Here is a 16,951-nt window from a genome sequence, read left to right on the forward strand (position 1 = left end):
GAGGATCTTTTACGCTTTGGTAGTACTGCGTGCTGCGAGGTTGCTTCACCAAACGACAGGCCCGCCTCATCGTCAATCCATAGTGGCTTATCACGTAATCCACCACGTCTTTCCTCAGCGCGGGCCGGGCCACTTTTTTGAAGCAACATCCTGCAGAATGGCCTTGTCCAGGCTTAGCTCGGCCACTAGCTTCTTGAGCCGTGCGTTCTCGTCTTGCAACTGTTTGAGCTCACGTACCTGGTCTGACTGCATACCCGCGTATTGCTTTTTCCAGCGATAAAACGTCTGCTCCGAAATACCGACGTGACGGATGAGATCGGCCACCGGCATGCCCAACTCGGCCTGCTTCAGTACCGCCACAATCTGCTCGACTGAAAAGCGCTTGCGTTTCATAGCAAACCCCTCCTTTTTCCAAGGGTTAAGTTTGCCGAAAAACTAACGTCCCAGGTGGTCCAGATTTCTCATTGCAGATCACCCCTTCTGATGGATCAACCGGAGGACAACCTCGACAACGCCTTCATCGCAGATCGGATCGTCGTAGAGTTGAGGGAGGCAAAGACCAGTCGGCAGTTCTTGTTTGCGACACACAACGCGAACATCCCGGTGTTCGGTGATGCCGAGTGGATTGGCGTGTTCACGGCCGCTGAGAACCACGGGTGTCTCGGGTTGGAAGCGCAAGGCTCGATTGACGTTCCTGTGATTCGGGATCAGGTGGCCAGCATTCTGGAAGGCGGGCGCGACGCTTTCATCCAGCGCAAAGAGAAGTACGAGTTCTAATTGGCCGTGGAGTGGAGCGCGGAACCGAATTGTTTGTCATGGTATTTCCCATGGCATTGATTAGGTCGATGTATGTAAGTTGTTGGTGTTTAATGATAAAAATCCGTCAAATACAATTGAGCGGAAATAATTCGGCGCGTTCGGCGAGCCCAGTCGCTGTATGATCACCGAACCATTTTTCGCGAGTGGGCGGCCGCCCTGAAGCAGGCGTGGACAACTTGACAACGCGCCCCATGCTGCGGCGCGCCTTGTCCCAGTGACCCGTCATAGACCGGGTCACTTGTTTTCTTACCTACCCAGCCGACTTGAGGTCGGTCCAGCGAAGCGCCGTAAAACGGTGCCTTTTGGCTGGAAGGCGACCTTAGGCCGCGTGTCACCTGTCTAACGGCACGCCATCATGTGCGGCTAATACGTGGAAAGAAAAAATGAAGTGACAAGCGAGCGAGAAGCGCCTGGTCGGGCGCTTCTCGTTTTTGACAAGCTACTTCATGTACTTGACGGTCACGGTACCTGCGACCTTATTCTTCCCGATCTCATAGTCTGGATCATAGGTAGCGAGATTGTGCGCAGCTATACCAATTGCGGCACCTACGCCCAGAATAGCCGCCGGACTAAATATCGTTGCTAGGGAGGCAGAGCGATATTCCGTGTACACGCGGCATTTCAAATCGGATTTTTCGATTCTTCCTTCGATCATCTCGACGACTTTGCCGATGTCGGCGACGCCCACGACCTGAAATGAGGCGCGAGTGGAGATCAACTGGTTGAGCCTGCCGGTGTTGAGTTCGTCGGCGGCGAACTTCTGAATATCGATGGACATTTTTAGTCCTTCCAAGAGTGGACATTTCGGACGCCGGGTTTCGTCGGCGTGTTGGCCAGCGACAATGCGGCGTCGCCGTGTTCCCCGCCAGCGGTGCTGATCTGGCGTCCGACGGTTTCCAAGTGCATATGCGGGGCTGTGGGATATTGCCTCAGTTGCAGTTGCGCTGATCCTGGAAGTCAAAGTCGCTCAACTTGCCCCACCCGACGACACGCCCAGCACCCTGATTCGGATTCGGTTTGTCATAGTCCGGCACTGTCACCAACTGGATGTACCCGCCTGGCGCCTGCGCTTTAATGGTGAATGCCTCCATTGAGGTGAGAGTGCGTTTGCTTGCTGTGGCATTCGGTGCGTCGGCGACGTTGATCGGTGCCTTCATGACAAGTCGTCCTCCTGCTCCTACCTTTGTCTTAGGAAACACGCACTGCCCGACGTGGTTGGCCGCGAACCCGGTCGACGAACCTACAAAGCCTATGGCGATAGCCACGGCGATTGTGATTTTCTTCATGATTTTCCTTGTGTTAATGGTGATGCGGGTGAGGAGCTGATTCGCCGTTTGTCTGGCTGGTCAGGCGAGTCCAATGAGGACGAAGGTTGCAATCCAAACCCAGAAGTAGGCTTTGGGTTGGCGCAACGAGGTGGCCCGCTTCCACAGGTACACGGGCACGATGAAAGCGAATTTGCCAAAAGCCGACGTATCGACACCAGCCTGCTTGAGCTGCCTGTCGTCCAGCAAGCTCAAACCGATGTTGAGCAACAACGTGATGTACCAATATTGGTTTGACCGTAACGCAGCAGTCGCTGCCGCACTGGCCATATAGTCAGGGGCAATGGCAGCGGCAAAGGTCGCCTCAAGAAGTGCCCCGATGATTGGTGCGAACGCGAGGATCCACACGATCGTGTTGCCAATGCGCGTCGCTGGCAGCACTGGTGGCGCGCTTGCCTGACGTAAATGCACCGCCAGATCAGTTTCCGCAAGCGGCGTCCAGTCTGCCAATCCTTGTGACCAGACCAGGGTCTTTCCATCAATCGTTCGGTTCTGAATGAGCGCCCCGATCTCTGTGGTGCTAATAGCACCGATGCGCTGACCGTTCTTTTCGTAATGCCACGAGTCCGTCATGAAGCACTTTTCTCCTTAAAGGTTTGATGTGTTTACTCTACAAAAATGGGCGAGCGGCTACTCCGCCCACTGACTGCTACGTCACGGCGGAACCACAGCCCAAATAATCAAATAAGATTTGTAGTATATAGTCATCATTAATTGATGTGTTTACAGCGTCGTTAATCAGTCGTCAAGCAGGCATCCTGCCGCTCATGACTGCCAAACGCCAGGACGCCACTGCTGCTCGCCAACCGGCCCCCATCTCGCTTGCCCTGGGCAAGCGGATCAAGCAATGTCGGCATGCCGCGGAGAAGTCCCAGGAAACGCTGGCGTTCGAGGCACATGTGGATCGCACGTACATCTCTGCGATCGAACGTGGGGTAGCGAACCCGTCGATTGAGACGATCGCCAACATTTGCCACGTGTTGGGTGTGACGCTCGCCGAACTGTTCGAGCCGTTAGGCAAAGTGTCCCTGGCCCCCACCGGTACCCGCCGCGCGAATGTGGCGACTCCGCCCGAGATCAAGCGTCAGCGCTTGCGCTAACAACATCACGAATCGACACGCCGCCAAGCAGCTGAACACCTCGGGAAGCCGATGGCGACTGATATCGAAATAGCGTGTCGTTGTGTCGGGCGAGACGTGCATTGAACCCGGCAAGGCCTGGTTCATTCCCTGCTGGGTCAATGAGCAACAGTGCTTGCGTATCAAAAGCGCGACCGCCTCCACGTCCCTCAATACCAACAACGAGCGCAGCGCGCCATTTGACCGGGTGTCGTTGCTGCCAGCCGATAATGACCGGCCATCCGGCGTCGAGCTCGCGCAGCACAAAGCGCAGTAGGTCGCGCCCTGTGGCCGTACGCGTCGCAGGGCGCACGCCAAGATTCAACTCTGCGATAAAGCTTGCCAGTTCTGGCAACGTCAGCCCGTCCAGATAATGCGGCCATGCGTCGTCCCACACCTTCTGCTCCGGACCGCTACCGTGGTACGGCAGATAGACGGGATCCGTCAATTTGCCAAGGAGTGCGAGCGCCATGGCAACGCAGTGCAATGGGCTGCCACCGTCCCAGTGGCCTTGCCTGCTGAACAGCGGGTTGCCGGTTTGAGCGACGACGGGTTGCTGACCGAGTCGGATGGCAGGGTGAAATTTGTGAGTCACCATGATCAATACTCATGAGGCAACAGGAGGGTGGTGGTGAACCGATCAGCTTCGGTGATGATCCACACTTTCTGTTCGTCGCCAAGGGGGTAGCAGGACAGCACACGGCGCCCAGCCACGACCGACAGGTCGTTTTGCTCCCGATCGGCTTCGGACAGTTCGCCCCAGTCGCCGCGAGCATGGCGGTTGACCAAAGCAAAGATCGAGGCACCGGTCGATTGGATCGCATCGACGGCAGCGGGAGTTGCCAACAGGCGGCCGAGCGGCAGACGTGCGCGGGGGATACGTGAATGGGAATTCGTCAAAGTGTTCTCCTGAATAGGGACGAGCAGATACTTCCGAAGTCCCTAGGGGGATCGGATGCTCAGTTGAACAACGGGAAATGGCGGAAGCTGAACGCGTCTGGTGAGGTGAACTAGCGCGCTTCTGAGGCGAGTGCGTTGGGGTAGTGCTTGGCGAGGATCTTATTCATTTGGTCGACAAGATCGGCGCGAAGGAACGTCAAATGACCATTTCCATTCTTGAACCAACGCAACTGGAAATAGGCGTTCTCGGTCTCTGTCTCGCGTAGACGCTGGGCGTGCGAAATGAGCGACGATATGCCATGTCGATGATCCGGCTCGGGCTTGCCATCGAGCACGCTGAACACTCGCGTTAGATCGTCCAGTTCGTTGGTGGCGTGATAGTTCGAGCACCCTTGCGAAAGAAGGTGGCGCACGATGATGCGCTTGCCGAACCTGAACGGCGAATTGGATTTGTAGTCCCACGACAGCCGGCGAAAGCACTGAAGCACGCCGCGCTCGAACATGTCGCCGCGTGCACTATAGAGCTGGGCGAATGTGGCTTCAATATTGGCGACGGTGAGTTCTGGTACGTCGCCCTCTGCGATCTGCCGGTTCCACTGCTCACGTGCCTTGGCGTCCATGAACGTGCGCATGCCGGATTCCGACAGCAAGTAGTTCCAGCCGTGAGCGTCGATGAGGCGCACCATGGCGGCTTGGGCTTCGTCGCGTTTGGCATAGTCACCGGTGACGCTGGGATGACCGCGGCAGCCATAACTTTCGTCGAGCACAAGCCGGGGAAATCGTAGGTGCGCAGCGGTGGCGAGTTGTTGGGCTTCGCCGAGCAGGTCGAGTGCGGCGTGAATGCGCTCGACGATAGCGGTGCGTTGATTGGCGAGGTTGGCGATGCTGATGCTCTTGACGAGGTCGGTGGTGTCCATGGGGCACGATGGGTTTGGTTTGAACGGGAAAGATGAGAGCGGGCATAAGCCCCGGGCAGCGTGCCCGGTGGCTATGCCGTGATGTCACGATCAGCAAATTAGGACAGGTCGGCTAACTGACGGCGCAGAGCGATGGCCCGAGCTTGCGAGCAGCCGAGGTGACGACGGATGTCGGCGACGGTGGCGCGTAGTCGTCCGGCGGCGATGTCCCCGACGAGTTGCGTCACGTCGTGACTGCCGGTCCCAGGTGTTGATAACGATGTGGTGGAGTCGTTGGGGATGGCGTGACCGTGAAGGTAACTGTCGTCGTTCGCGCGACTTTGCGTGACTGGTGGCACGACTGTGGACACGACTGGCGCCGTCGGCCGTGCCGAGCGAGGTTGAAAGGTAAGGCGCCAGAGCAGGCACGCGACGCCTTCCAGTACTGCCGCAAAAGCCAGTCCCGCCAGCAGATCGACGCGCGCGCCGGTCGTGCCGAGTAACGCTGCGAGTCGCGCAGTCACGGGATCCGTCGCCAGCGCGTCATGTTGGGCGATGGCGCGATCGTCCAACGCTTGCGCGCGACGAACATCGCTGGCCTCTGCTTCCAGTGCCTTGAGTTTGGCGGTAAGCGTTATGCGGCGTGTCTCCAGCGTGGCGCATTTACCGGAGCATGGCTGGGCGTTAGCGATCGCCAGTCGTGCCAAGACGTCCGCTCGTTCTCCCATGACGACGGTAAGACTCCGCTTCAGAGGTGTAGTCAGGACAACGGGCGCGGCGTCAGCGCGAATCTGCGCGGCGTGCTGCTGAGCGAACAGGAAGAAGTAGGCGTGACTGTTGATGGCCGCGAGCATGCATGCGGCCCACAGCCAGTAGCCTATCCACCGGATGCCACCCGTAGCACCTCGCAGCAACGCGGGTAACAGATGGGCGCTCATTACCAGCACGACGCCTAACGTGACCCACACGACTCGTTCGGCAAGCGCCCCGCCGCGCTGCCCACCGGCAATCACCGAAATGCTGATGGCCGTGGCCGTTGCCGCGACCGCCAACCATAACGCGAGACGATCCGTTGGGCGATCCTGGGTCATGCCGCTTGGCCTTCGTGGTGGGTACCCAGCCGTGCGGCCCGTCGATCCAGCCGGTCCTTGAGACTAGACTGCGCCGGAGAATCCGGAGCGTCATCTTTGCCAGTCGGCTCTCCGTCCGACGGTGCAGAAGGATAGAACTCTTCCGCAACGGCTGCCCCGTCTTCAACGCTTTCCTCGAACGCGCCGTTGCGAAATCCCGCTCGTGCAGCGTCGTCCAGTGCGCTTTGGTCGAACCCGGCTGCTTTTCGCTGCGAAGCCAGTTCGACGGCTGTGGTAATGGCATCCACCAGCGCATTACCGCTACGCACACCAATATCCACGTAGTAGATGGCCGAGCGATGGCTTTGTGTGGTCGACTTGCCTCGCAGCTTAAGCTCCAGTGGTAGACACGCGAGCCGGTTGCCAGATATAGCGCTGAAGTAATGCAGGCGCGCGGCCAGCGTGCGAATCGAGTTGTACGAAGTGGTGCGGAATATGAACGAGCCCATCTCGTCTTCGTCGCCGATCAGGACGTTCAGACGCCCATAGGGCTTGCAGGCACCTGACTTACCGAAGGCACATCCGTCGGGGGACGGGCACGGCAATTCCGCGATGCCGGTGTCACCGGCGCGGCGACAGGTCTCGCCGTTACCGACGCACACCGGACGGCCTGACTCGCGGTCAAAGCAGGCGTATTCAGCTCGAAGATTTAGATCCGGGTCGTTAAACAGAAACCGGACAGGGATTGAGCGCAGCTTGCCGGTATTGGCTTTGCGCAGGGATTCGTTCAAGGGATGCAACATCCAGCCGTCGCGCTGCTGGATCTGGGTGGTTAGGGTGAATTGGTCATCCTTTTCGGGAAGACGTTTGCCGTTCTTCTCGACGACACGACCAATGGAGATTCGCCCAACGACGGGCGGAGTAATCGCAAGACCTTTGAGCATGGAAAGACTCCGAGTAGAGACTGAGAAATGAAACGGGAGATGGGAGGTATACGAAGCTGCGAACGAGCTTGGCGATCTAGGCCTGAACGAGGAAGCGGCGCGAACCCGTCTTCGTGACGGCGTACTGGCCCGCGAACGCAGGGTGGTCGGCTAGCAACCGCTTGAGATCGATGCCGGTGCCGTCCTTACTGCGCTTGTAAGAAACGGAGCCGGTCTCAAACTGCGCCCGATCCGCTTCGCCCATCGCCTGTGCGAGCGTCTGTTTCAATTGCGCTTCGATCGTCTGGCGGGCTTCAATCTCGGCTCGAACGGAGACGAGATCGGCAAACGTCGCGGATAGCGCCCGGTCATCAGTGAAATCCACTGTGCCGCCTGTGCCTGGATAGAGACAGCGCAACGCACGATCGGCCGATGCCGAGCCGTCGGCGGGCGGTGGAGTATCGGTCTGTACGTAATGCCAGAACGCCGCTTCGAGCTCTATCAGCCGTGCAATCAATGCGTCGTCGCGGACAATGCGGTGGACTTCGAGTGTCTGGCCGCATAGCAGCACCGCTACGTCAGCCGCGAGTTTCCCGGTGACGGCCAACTGGTGTTGGACCTGGAGCTGCACGTATTCCGGCACTCCGTCGCGCCAGAGCCGGGCGCCGAACTCTCCCGCCGTCTTGCATTCGAGAATCGATACCTCGGGAGCGCTGACGATCTCCCGGTCGATATTGGCGAGCATCCAGGCAACGGTGGGATGTCGGAGCACGGCGTTGACGCGCCGCACTCGACGTCCGGTCTGTTTGGTATAGGCCGCTGCGACGACCGGTTCAAGCAACGTGCCCCAATACACCGGATCGGTGGTGTCATCGGGATCGGGCGAAGGCAGATCGGCATCGCGCCCGGTCTTGATCATCCACAATTCCAGAGGACTCATGTAGGGACTCAGTCCCACGGCAGCAGCAGCGTCAGAGCCGCCGATGCCGGTTTTCCTGACCGATAGCCAGTCCTCACGAGACAGTGATGCCGTCTCGATTAGCCGCAGGGCCGGACGATGTCGGTCGCGACTGACAGGTTCGGGGTGTGACATTGCAACCTCCAAAAGTAAGAAGGCCCGGCGGGATAGCTCCCGGCCGGGCCGTATGACGTAGTGTCGAAGGATTCACGCTACCAGCTTCATGGCCTCATCCCAGGCTTTCTGCTTGAGTGCCGCGCCTGCACCGAACCAGGCCGTATCGCGCCGGTGATCGTCGCTGCGCGCGCGCCGATGGTGATCCACATGTTCGGTAATGGCATTGACCAACCCCCATGCCGTGCCCGCTGCGGACGCCAACGTCGCGCCCTTACCGGCCCCGGCGTACAACTGCCCAACTGCCTTGACGGCGCGCTCGTTCACAGCAATCGCATCACGATCTGCTGTACTCGTAGTGGAATAGGTGAGCACCCGGCGGAAAAATGCCTCGGCGGTGGCGTCGGAGACTTTGCGTTCTGCCAACGCCTTGGTGCGGACCATGAAGGAGTCCCACGATGAGACAGCGATGCCGAGTTGGCGCTTGACGGCTTGCGCGTCGAATTGAGAGCGATGAGGAACTTTGACGGCGCCGACGTTGTTATCTAGCGCGATTGCTAGCGTGTTATTGCAGACGACGCGCACCGACGTGAATTGCGCGGTGGTCGCGAGCGTGCCATCACAGGCCGTGGCGAGCAACAGATAGCCCTTGACCTCATCACGGCCCTTGAGGGTCCCGCTCTGGCCGGTGCGTGCGAGCGCCCACAATTTGCGGCCCTCTTTCAGAACACCAGCCGTTTCGAGTTCGAACCCACCAACCTCGGTCAGGTCCTTGTAGAAGTCCAGGATCTCGGCGGGTTGCACGACTTGGTAGCGAGCGGACACGACGGACAGCGGCGCCTTGGTATCGGAGCGGTAGAGGACCTTCTGGTCGGGAAACGCGTGAATCGAGCCAAGATCACGGTTGCTAGCAGCGACGAAGCGCACTTCGGCTTCTTCGATACGCCAGTCCATACCGGCGGCTTTTGCCCAGACGTCGAGCGATTGTTTCGGGGCGAGGCGGTGGCCCAGGCCGTGCCACGGTGTGGCGCCGACGTAGGCCATGGATTGAACGAGATGCATGGATTTCTCCTATTGGGGATAGACAAAGGCGGATACCGGCATATGGCCCGGCACATGCCGGGCGTTATGTCGGATAAGAAAAGCGGGAGACGAGTGCCGGAGCGGACGCACGGACAAGCACTGTGATCGGAACAGCAAGCGCGAGCATTAGCTCGCCGAGCAGACCCTCTGAATTCCGGCGGTGCGCCGCGGGAGGCGACAGAAAAGCGCGGACCAGAGTGCTCCGGCAAGGAAGGCGATGGCGAACGCGATGAGATATTCGAGCGGAGACGGCTGGATCATCGTTGCTCCATCAAATCGACGCGTTGAACGTATGTCCGCAGGCCACGCAGCGATGATTGTCGAGAATGTTTTCGTCGATGACTTCACCCATGGCGGCACCCGCTGCGCAGCCCGCCGCACTGGCGGCGAGTCCGGCAAGGATTGCGCCAGCCAGACCACCGAACACTGAGCCGATGGGACCCGCGATCAGTCCGACCGTTGCGCCGACTTCTGCACCCGATAGTGTCATGGCGACACCGCTTGTTGCACCGGCGACAGCACCAATGGTGCTGCCAGCTTTGCGAGCCTGATTGCGCTTTTCGATGTGGTCTGAGCCACAGCGTGGGCATAGTCGACGATTCGCGGGCGAAGGCGCCTCGGTGTCTTGAAAACTGAATGAGGTGTCTGTACTCGCACCGCTGTCGCTCCACTCGTGGTGGTTGGCAGAATAGGTGGAATGTCGTTCATCGAGCGTGTCGTCCACCTCTGGCATTTCCGTTGCAAGCTCGATTCGAGGGGCACGGTAGCGTTTTCGTACTGGCGAAGCGACGACCCAGGCAGCAAAGCACAGCATCGCAACGCTGGCAAACAATGTCGGGTAGGGGAGATTTGGAATCACATGTTCCTCCAAGAACTTCCTTCGCGCGGGATTGCGCGAAGGGAGGAGGCCTACTCTGGCCAGCTCAAGGAGGTGATATGTGGTCGAAAAAATCTAGGTTGTATCTAGGTCGTCGTCCCGGAGCTTGCCGTTCCGAGAGTATTCCTCCGCGTGCTAGAGTTTCTGCACCTTCCTCTGCCTTCTCAACGTGAGGTAAAACGTGAAAATTGACCAACCACCGCCGTTAAGCGTAGCCGGAATCTCACTGCGCCAACTTTATCGATTCGATCGGGATGCTTGGTATTCCTATCTGCGATTAGCCTGCGTAACCGAGCATACGAGTTGGAATCTTGCCTCGGCCAGTGATCTAGAGCCGCTCTTTGACGCGGTTGAATCTGAAGAGACGGATTCTATTCGTAGACTGGCAATTATCGATGACGCGTCCGAATCATTGATCGGAACCATTGGATTTCACACAATTTCCGACGCAAACAGAACGGCCGAAATCGCGTATGACCTGGCACCGTCGCATTGGGGGCGGGGGATAGGAAAGGCTGCCTGTGCGGCTGTAACGCAGTGGGGGTTTGATTTCGCCGGGTGGGTTCGAATTCAGGCTGTGGTTTTGGAGGCCAACGTAAAGTCGCTCGCTGTACTCGACGCTTGCAATTATAGACGCGAGGGCTGTTTGCGTTCCTACCGCATGGTCCGAGGCGCGCCGGGCAACTTCGTTATTCTCTCTCGCTTACCGCGAGACTGAGTGCCGTAATACACCGCGGTAATGGGTTGAATCAGATGATGCATGTACCCTGATTGGAGCGGAACGTTGACGCGTTGGTCGATATCGATCGATGTGCTTGCGATCGGGGAGGTGATGCATTACCCGCGAGCCTCATGCATGTCGACCTGCTTAGTTCCTCTGAAATTTATCGGAACGGGCGGGGATTTTCCGATATGGGCCATTCCACGAGCGCTCGTTGAGCACGTAGGTCGCCGTGTCTCTGGGGGGCAAGGTTAGCATTTGTCGTCCTTCGCAAAGACTGCGTTGCCTTCCCACTGCACGTCCTAATTTAGCAACGAAAAGAGCTTTGTCTCTTGGCGAGATTGCGCAGTACCCGATCCAATATCCCAAAAGACGAATTCCCAAACGCCACCTCACGTACCTCGATCCACATCCCATATAGGTAGATTGCACGGATGTGCGGCGGACATAAATTGTGAAGAATCGACTTCACAAGCTGATCCGCCCGTACGGCCTGCGTCCGTGTCTGCAATCTCACTACTCATGCAAAGAGTTGAGTGCTTCCCGCGCGGGACAAACGCCAGTGTGCCCCCAATCGCAAGAAGAGGGGGAGGAGATTGATTTTCACTCTCGAGATCATCGCGCCTCTCGTACCTCATCGGGCCGTTGGTCAGGAAAAACTCATCGCGAGCTTCTGGATATTTCTGATGGTTTTGCGTCGCTGCCGACAAAAATACCCCAGAGTGAACGTGGGGAAAAGGACAATCAAGTTTGAGGAGGCGTGATGGATTTGTTCATTGATGAACTCTTATCTTCAGTTGTCTCGAGACCAAATTCGCTCGAAATTCCGCTTAGGTTGAAGAGGTACGCTCATGAATTGGGCTTTGACTATTGTGCGTACGGATTTCGTCATCCAGTTCCATTTACGAAGCCGCGTGTCATGAAGGTGAGCAATTATCCAAGGGCGTGGTGTGAACTATATGAGGCATCAGGATACGTGGATATTGACCCTGTAGTTCTGAGGGCGAGGAAATCTCAGTTGCCATTCACTTGGAGCGAACTGCCGATAGGTGAAACGAGCGCCTTTTGGGAAGAGGTGGACCGGCCAGAGTTTCATAGACACTCACGAGCCGTTTAGCGCATAGCGCCGCTCAAACTCTACAGGTGAGATATCGCCAACGAAACCATGTCGGCGAATTGGGTTATAGAACATCTCAATGTAATCGAACACGTCCGTGGTCGCCGTCGCCCTGGTCGGATAGATGCGCCGTTTGATTCGTTCCTTTTTCAGCGCACTGAAGAAACTTTCCGCCACGGCGTTGTCGTGGCAGTTGCCGCGACGACTCATGCTCGGCACCATGTGATGAGCCTTCAGAAACGATTGCCAGTCATCGCTGGTGAACTGGGCGCATTCAACCGAATGAATCATGACGCCCGGTTCAGGTTTGCGCTTCCAAACGGCAGCCAGCAGCGCCTGCAAAACCAGGTCACTGGTCATGGTGGCGCGTGTGGCCCAACCAACGATTTGCCGGGAATACAGATCCATGACTGCCGCCAGATACAACCAACCCTCGTAGGTCCGGATATAGGTGATATCCGTTACCCAGGCCTTGTTCGGCGCATCAGGCGCGAAGTCTCGGTTCAGGACATTGGCCACAACGCCGACCGGACCGCCGCGATAGCGTGGCTTGCTGCCGTAACCAACCTCGGCGCGCAAACCTTCGCTCTGCATCAGCCGGAGCACGCGGTGGCGGCCGCACGCCTCGCCCGATTCGCGCAAATCCACGGTGACTTTGCGATAACCGTAGACGCCGCCGCTGGCCAGCCAGTGATGCTTGATCAGCCCCAACAGTCGATCATCCTCGCGCTTACGGGCGCTGACCAACTGGCGCTGCCAGACGTAATAGCCGCTGCGATGCACGCCAAGCACTCTGCACATTGTGCGCAGACAATGCTCGTTGATATGGGCTCGCATGAACGCGTACCTTGCCGTTATCCCTTTGCAAAGTACGCCGCGGCTTTTTTTAGAATGTCGCGTTCCTCGGTCACGCGTTTGAGCTCGGCCTTCAGACGCCGTACCTCGGCACTCTGGTCTAGCTCCGCTTTCCGCAAGATATCCGGCTTATCGAACTTCGCTTTCCAGGCATACAGACTATGAGTCGTGATGCCCAGTCGCTGCGCCACATCCGCTACCGAATGACCTCGCTCGGAGACTTGCTTGACTGCCTCGATCTTGAACTCATCCGTGTACCGCTTGCCGCTCATACTGACCTCCTCGGTTGCCATAAATTATGGCTCGAAGATGTCTACGAAAGGCTGGCCAGTCCAGTCCACTTTCCGGGGACACGTCATCTTCCTCGTCTCACATCAGGACTCGGCGCCAATGATGGCGCGCATCGGCTGACGTTGGGTGATGGAGTCGAGTGCCGTAGTGGTCGTCGCGCATTAAACATGGGCTGCAGCCCAAATTAACCTGGGCTTTGGCGGTCCCGCTCATTGAGCGCTGTCCACCGGCAGATGAGCCTGAACGAGGGATTTCGAGCGCGTTTCCAGGGGATGACGAGCCTGAATCCGACAAGCGCCTGCCGGGGTTGACTGCCGATCGGCGGCGGTCTGTGGGGGGGGGGGTGATGATCTTGGATGATCATCGATTTGAACGAATCGCAAATCCGCACCCTCGCACAGGTGCGCGCCGTGCTGGACGGCACCCAGATACTGGATTTCACCCCGGCGGCCGACGCCTAGGCACGCTGCGACTGGATCGCTTCGGTACTCAGGCGGCTCGACTATCCGGGGCTGGTCTTGACCCATCTGTGCCATTTCAGCGGCTTTAGTCGCGCCCAGCGCCTCCGGCTCGTGCGCCGCTGGCGCGCCGGCCAAGGCCTTTGCCCGGCGCTATACCGAATACCGAGGCTGACCTGGATGCTCTGGCCGATGTCGAGCGCGAATATGGCCGGCTCTCCGGGCCGGCGACGGTCGCTGTCCTGCGACGCATGTACCAGGTCTATCGCGATCCTCGCTTCGAGCGCCTGCAGCACCTATCGTCCTCGCATCTCTACATCCTGCGCCGCTCGACGGCCTATCGCGCACCACCACACCGTGAAGACCAAGACGCGCAGCGACCCCAAGGGCGCTGCCATCGCGGCACGGCGCGCGCCGTTACCCGATAACCGGCCCGACTTTATCCGCATCGACAGTGTCCATCAGGGCAACTTCCGCAGCAAGGATGGCATCTATCACATCAACGCCGTGGACTGCGTTACCCAGCGGGAGGTCGCCACCACCGTGCCGCTCATACTGCGAACCATGCTCGATCAGTTCCCGTTGCGTATCCTCGGCTTTCATAGCGATGGCGGAGTCATTTGTTGTATTTCTGCTGAAAGCGGGAGCGTCTCGCACCGAAGTTAAATGCCAAACGAATTGCAAAGTTGCGCCTGATTTCACGCAAACTCACAGAAATCAATCGACAATTGTCCCGGGCCGGGGGGGCGGGATAAACTATGCGCCCCTTTTAGCTGGCGGAGGAAATCCGCAGTTGGCGCGGCGTAACGCCATAGCGTCGCTTAATCTGCGTCGTAAAATAGCTCTGCCCCGCAAAGCCGCACTGTAGCGCGATCGAAAGAATGCTATCGGAGGTATTGACTAGCATCCACCTCGCTTTTTCGAGGCGCCGCTCGATTATGTACTGTGTTGGGGTCACACCAAACTGAGCCTTAAACACCCTCATCATCCATACTTTGCTCTCCCCCATATGCGTGGCGATATCAGCAAGAGAAATCGAGCTGCTCAGGTGTAAATCGACGAATTTATCTATGGCCGCCCTGGAAAATACGTCGCGAGCATCAAGTCGTAGGTCGCTGGCTTCAAGAGCGTGGCAATTTTTTCGATAGGTGACACTTGGGGGCTCGCCAAAACGCAGACGATACGCGAGAATGAACTGGTCTGATAAGTTAAACCCAAACTGTCGAAGCGTCCCGACAAAAGTCCGTTCTCCACCCTTGCTTAAAGCGCGATGGACGCCACGAAGCCTTGCCTCAAAGAACAAGTCTCGCGCAGTTCGCCCAGTGAGCCGAAGAATACCGTTTTCCAGAGAAGCTATCGCACACCTCAGCGTAATAGCAATGCTGCCAAGCGTGCCCCATCGCATGGGGTCAGCCTCAATCATCGAAAGTGCCGCACGAGCCTGCTGCTCCGCCACGCAATGATCGCTTGTCATCAGATTGCTGTAGCTGTTCCGGTGCCCGGTCGCGACAAGCTTGAGCATATGCTCATACAGTGCGTGCATTAACGTTTCTGGGACTGGCGACATTAGCAACGCCTTTTGCAGACAGCTTACAGCCAGATTCCACTGTATAGCCGTCGCTGGAGGCAGTGCGGAAAGCTCAAAATGAATGGGCTTTTCTAGCGGGTGCCCAAGCCAACGGGCGACGAAGTCATTAACGTCATAAGCGTCGAGGATGACAGAAATGTGGTCGAAGCCTTCCGTGCCAGATTGACAGTGGGACGTATCCGTGGCAGAGACTGCCATGACATCACCAGTTCCACACGGGACAGTCGAGCTACCATTTGAGTACGTAAGCCCCCCGCGATTGCAGGCCATGAAAAGGTAATTCTGCCGTGGCTCGTCGGTGTGAAAATGATGCGACATTTCCATTGCCACGTCATACACTCCGATACCTTTCCAATGTGCCCCGCCAATGTCAACAACATGTCGCGCGGAGTGAATTCCCGTCGGGCGAAATACATTGCCAGCATAGATTTTACCAATGTACTGCGATATTTGATCGGCATCGTCGCTGCGAAAACTATGCGTTGTGACTTGTGAAGCAGACATGGTAGCTTCCTGCAAAGCGGTGACTGGGAAGAGGCTTACCCAATGAGAGTAGGCGATGAGTTGGTTAACGCCATCGCTCAGTGCAAATAGTCACTATTTGCTCTCAGTACTGGCGTAAGGGCCTGATGAGTGCCGTCTGTATGAGGAGAGGTTAAGTTGTCAACGTGGTGTGCACTACTTGAGGTGGTGCACACCACTTTGGCAACAGAAGCCGCGAAGAAAGTTGGGCGCAAGCGCGTGCCGAATCATCCGATCGATTTTCGGCGCGAGATCGCCAGGTTAGCCAACGAGCCGGGCGTGTCGGTGGCGCGTTTAGCGATGGAGCGGGGACTGAACGCCAACCTGGTGTTCAAGTGGCGCCGATCATTGCGTGCGGGTGAGTACGATCCGGTGGGGCTTGTTCCCGTGCACGTTCACGAGCCCCAAGTGCCTGCCGTACTCTCAAGCTCAACGGTAGTGCCGGCAGGCACGCTTGAACTCAGCGTCGGGCAAGCCAGACTTCGCATCGAGGGTAAGCCAGATGAGGCTACGCTGACTCTCGTACTGCGTGTGTCGTGCCCAGTCTCAGGGTTTGCCATGATCGGCGTGCCCTCAAACGCGCGCGTGTGGATCGCCACGGGTGTGACGGATATGAGGTGCGGCTTCAATAGTCTGGCGTGCAAGGTCGAGTCGGTGCTGGAAAAGGGCCCCTTCTCGGGCCGCATCTTCCTGTTTCGTGGTCGACGCGGCGCTTTGCTCAAAGCGCTTTACTGGACACGTGGTGATGAGAAAAATGAAAGCGCTCTAACATGGCCATCGCTTTCCGGCCGTCGTCATCAGTTGTGCGGTTCGCTGGCACTTTCGGTTTCAGTTGAGTCTGCGCGACATCGAAGAGCTGCTATTTGAACGTGGCGTGGTCGTGGGCTACGAGATGGTGCGTCGGTGGTGCGAGAAGTTTGGTGCAGGCTTCGCCCGTCGCGTCAAGGTGGCTCGCCGGAGGCCCGGCAGCACTTCGCGCTTAAGCGACATCTGTTGCGCGCTTCGTGCTACCGCAAGCAACTCGCTGAGCGTTTTGCCGCATGGCATCGATTCACCGAGATCTCTCAAAATCCGGTACCTGTCTGAGCATACATAAGCCTTTTGCCGAATTGTGTCGTCGACGAGTCAACGTCCTCGGTACCGCCTATGCGCTCGCCAAACTCGGGCTCAACCGGCGGTGGACAGCGCTGAGACTGCTTCGAGTCGGCCCTGGTGTGGAAATGGGCTCGCTCCCATTTCGTCGACTGAATTCCCGTGGTTCACTGTCGGGATTTATGGTGGCCTTGGGCTCATCATCAACTCAGAGCAGTTCGATT

The 16,951-nt window shown here is 57.8% G+C and carries 18 protein-coding genes and 3 pseudogenes; 7 read left to right on the top strand and 14 right to left on the bottom strand.

Translation table 11 applies throughout. The features are described 5' to 3' along the window. A pseudogene (locus C266_RS05930) lies at positions 1-393 on the bottom strand (transposase); the annotation flags it as partial. Between the two features lie 81 nt (positions 394-474). Here C266_RS05930 and C266_RS05935 point away from each other — a divergent pair. Beyond that, positions 475-777: pseudogene (locus C266_RS05935) on the top strand (TrlF family ATPase); the annotation flags it as partial. A 481-nt stretch (positions 778-1,258) separates the two neighbouring features. On the opposite strand, the gene C266_RS05940 reads toward C266_RS05935, so the two are convergent. From C266_RS05940 to C266_RS05950, 3 genes are all read right to left on the bottom strand, one after another. Next, complete coding sequence (locus C266_RS05940; protein ID WP_010804559.1) at positions 1,259-1,597, bottom strand: hypothetical protein; 339 nt, start codon at positions 1,595-1,597, stop codon at positions 1,259-1,261. 151 nt (positions 1,598-1,748) lie between these two features. Continuing rightward, complete coding sequence (locus tag C266_RS05945) at positions 1,749-2,105, bottom strand: hypothetical protein (protein WP_036661756.1); 357 nt, start codon at positions 2,103-2,105, stop codon at positions 1,749-1,751. A gap of 60 nt (positions 2,106-2,165) precedes the next feature. Continuing rightward, on the bottom strand, positions 2,166-2,717 hold the full coding sequence (locus C266_RS05950) for a DUF4339 domain-containing protein (RefSeq protein ID WP_010804561.1): 552 nt from the start codon (positions 2,715-2,717) through the stop codon (positions 2,166-2,168). A 182-nt stretch (positions 2,718-2,899) separates the two neighbouring features. Between C266_RS05950 and C266_RS05955 the strand changes: the two genes are divergently transcribed. Further along, the gene (locus C266_RS05955; protein ID WP_036661778.1) at positions 2,900-3,244 is read left to right on the top strand and encodes a helix-turn-helix domain-containing protein; all 345 of its coding nucleotides are present in this window, start codon (positions 2,900-2,902) and stop codon (positions 3,242-3,244) included. On the opposite strand, the gene C266_RS05960 is transcribed toward C266_RS05955, so the two are convergent. From C266_RS05960 to C266_RS28025, 8 genes are all read right to left on the bottom strand, one after another. After that, a complete protein-coding gene (locus C266_RS05960) occupies positions 3,222-3,860 on the bottom strand; it encodes a hypothetical protein (protein ID WP_010804563.1) in 639 nt (212 codons plus the stop codon). The genes C266_RS05955 and C266_RS05960 overlap by 23 nt on opposite strands. Before the next feature lie 2 nt (positions 3,861-3,862). Beyond that, positions 3,863-4,162 (bottom strand): hypothetical protein, encoded by a 300-nt coding sequence (locus tag C266_RS05965; RefSeq protein ID WP_010804564.1) that lies wholly within the window; start codon positions 4,160-4,162, stop codon positions 3,863-3,865. Between the two features lie 110 nt (positions 4,163-4,272). Further along, positions 4,273-5,079 (bottom strand): DUF4942 domain-containing protein, encoded by an 807-nt coding sequence (locus tag C266_RS05970; RefSeq protein WP_010804565.1) that lies wholly within the window; start codon positions 5,077-5,079, stop codon positions 4,273-4,275. 98 nt (positions 5,080-5,177) lie between these two features. Further along, positions 5,178-6,149: a hypothetical protein gene (locus tag C266_RS05975; protein ID WP_010804566.1), complete on the bottom strand. Its 972-nt coding sequence runs from the start codon at positions 6,147-6,149 to the stop codon at positions 5,178-5,180. Then, positions 6,146-7,072, bottom strand: a complete 927-nt coding sequence (locus tag C266_RS05980) for a hypothetical protein (protein WP_010804567.1) — start codon at positions 7,070-7,072, stop codon at positions 6,146-6,148. The genes C266_RS05975 and C266_RS05980 overlap by 4 nt, the downstream gene beginning before the upstream one ends. 76 nt (positions 7,073-7,148) lie before the next feature. After that, positions 7,149-8,144 (bottom strand): YqaJ viral recombinase family protein, encoded by a 996-nt coding sequence (locus tag C266_RS05985; protein ID WP_036661759.1) that lies wholly within the window; start codon positions 8,142-8,144, stop codon positions 7,149-7,151. A 72-nt stretch (positions 8,145-8,216) separates the two neighbouring features. Continuing rightward, positions 8,217-9,185, bottom strand: a complete 969-nt coding sequence (locus C266_RS05990) for a DUF932 domain-containing protein (RefSeq protein ID WP_010804569.1) — start codon at positions 9,183-9,185, stop codon at positions 8,217-8,219. Between the two features lie 292 nt (positions 9,186-9,477). Then, positions 9,478-10,077, bottom strand: coding sequence for an NBPF family protein (locus C266_RS28025; protein ID WP_246831144.1), 600 nt, complete (start codon positions 10,075-10,077; stop codon positions 9,478-9,480). A gap of 187 nt (positions 10,078-10,264) precedes the next feature. Here C266_RS28025 and C266_RS26635 point away from each other — a divergent pair, with 187 nt between their 5' ends. Both C266_RS26635 and C266_RS28355 read left to right on the top strand, forming a co-directional pair. Continuing rightward, positions 10,265-10,801 (top strand): GNAT family N-acetyltransferase, encoded by a 537-nt coding sequence (locus tag C266_RS26635; protein WP_010804572.1) that lies wholly within the window; start codon positions 10,265-10,267, stop codon positions 10,799-10,801. A gap of 766 nt (positions 10,802-11,567) precedes the next feature. Further along, complete coding sequence (locus C266_RS28355; protein WP_081636182.1) at positions 11,568-11,921, top strand: autoinducer binding domain-containing protein; 354 nt, start codon at positions 11,568-11,570, stop codon at positions 11,919-11,921. Here the strand turns inward: C266_RS28355 and C266_RS06000 are convergent. Next, positions 11,907-13,048 (bottom strand): IS3 family transposase gene (locus tag C266_RS06000; RefSeq protein ID WP_371257036.1). Its coding sequence is split into 2 segments (ribosomal slippage): positions 11,907-12,802 and positions 12,802-13,048, totalling 1,143 coding nucleotides; the frame shifts between segments, so codons are not numbered across the junction. The two genes, C266_RS28355 and C266_RS06000, sit on opposite strands and share 15 nt — an antisense overlap. A gap of 834 nt (positions 13,049-13,882) precedes the next feature. Between C266_RS06000 and C266_RS27265 the strand changes: the two genes are divergently transcribed. Further along, entirely contained in the window at positions 13,883-14,191 is a 309-nt protein-coding gene (locus tag C266_RS27265; RefSeq protein WP_144265722.1) for a hypothetical protein, read from the top strand. Between the two features lie 103 nt (positions 14,192-14,294). On the opposite strand, the gene C266_RS06020 is transcribed toward C266_RS27265, so the two are convergent. Continuing rightward, entirely contained in the window at positions 14,295-15,617 is a 1,323-nt protein-coding gene (locus C266_RS06020; RefSeq protein ID WP_036661762.1) for a helix-turn-helix domain-containing protein, read from the bottom strand. Between the two features lie 183 nt (positions 15,618-15,800). Between C266_RS06020 and tnpB the strand changes: the two genes are divergently transcribed. Both tnpB and C266_RS28030 read left to right on the top strand, forming a co-directional pair. Further along, positions 15,801-16,502, top strand: a complete 702-nt coding sequence (tnpB, locus tag C266_RS27875) for an IS66 family insertion sequence element accessory protein TnpB (protein ID WP_081636183.1) — start codon at positions 15,801-15,803, stop codon at positions 16,500-16,502. Next, positions 16,432-16,641, top strand: a pseudogene (locus C266_RS28030) (IS6 family transposase); the annotation flags it as partial. The gene tnpB and the pseudogene C266_RS28030, both read left to right, overlap by 71 nt. Between the last annotated feature and the right edge of the window lie 310 nt (positions 16,642-16,951).

This window comes from Pandoraea sp. SD6-2, assembly GCF_000389825.1.
In the GTDB taxonomy this organism is placed as follows: Bacteria; Pseudomonadota; Gammaproteobacteria; order Burkholderiales; family Burkholderiaceae; genus Pandoraea; species Pandoraea communis.

What these genes read in the sequence shown, in the direction of transcription:
- C266_RS05940 (WP_010804559.1), bottom strand. Translation starts at nt 1,597, where the DNA reads ATGTCCATCGATATTCAGAAGTTCGCCGCCGACGAACTCAACACCGGC.
- C266_RS05945 (WP_036661756.1), bottom strand. Translation starts at nt 2,105, where the DNA reads ATGAAGAAAATCACAATCGCCGTGGCTATCGCCATAGGCTTTGTAGGT.
- C266_RS05950 (WP_010804561.1), bottom strand. Translation starts at nt 2,717, where the DNA reads ATGACGGACTCGTGGCATTACGAAAAGAACGGTCAGCGCATCGGTGCT.
- C266_RS05960 (WP_010804563.1), bottom strand. Translation starts at nt 3,860, where the DNA reads ATGGTGACTCACAAATTTCACCCTGCCATCCGACTCGGTCAGCAACCC.
- C266_RS05970 (WP_010804565.1), bottom strand. Translation starts at nt 5,079, where the DNA reads ATGGACACCACCGACCTCGTCAAGAGCATCAGCATCGCCAACCTCGCC.
- C266_RS05975 (WP_010804566.1), bottom strand. Translation starts at nt 6,149, where the DNA reads ATGACCCAGGATCGCCCAACGGATCGTCTCGCGTTATGGTTGGCGGTC.
- C266_RS05980 (WP_010804567.1), bottom strand. Translation starts at nt 7,072, where the DNA reads ATGCTCAAAGGTCTTGCGATTACTCCGCCCGTCGTTGGGCGAATCTCC.
- C266_RS05985 (WP_036661759.1), bottom strand. Translation starts at nt 8,144, where the DNA reads ATGTCACACCCCGAACCTGTCAGTCGCGACCGACATCGTCCGGCCCTG.
- C266_RS05990 (WP_010804569.1), bottom strand. Translation starts at nt 9,185, where the DNA reads ATGCATCTCGTTCAATCCATGGCCTACGTCGGCGCCACACCGTGGCAC.
- C266_RS28355 (WP_081636182.1), top strand. Translation starts at nt 11,568, where the DNA reads ATGGATTTGTTCATTGATGAACTCTTATCTTCAGTTGTCTCGAGACCA.
- C266_RS06020 (WP_036661762.1), bottom strand. Translation starts at nt 15,617, where the DNA reads ATGTCTGCTTCACAAGTCACAACGCATAGTTTTCGCAGCGACGATGCC.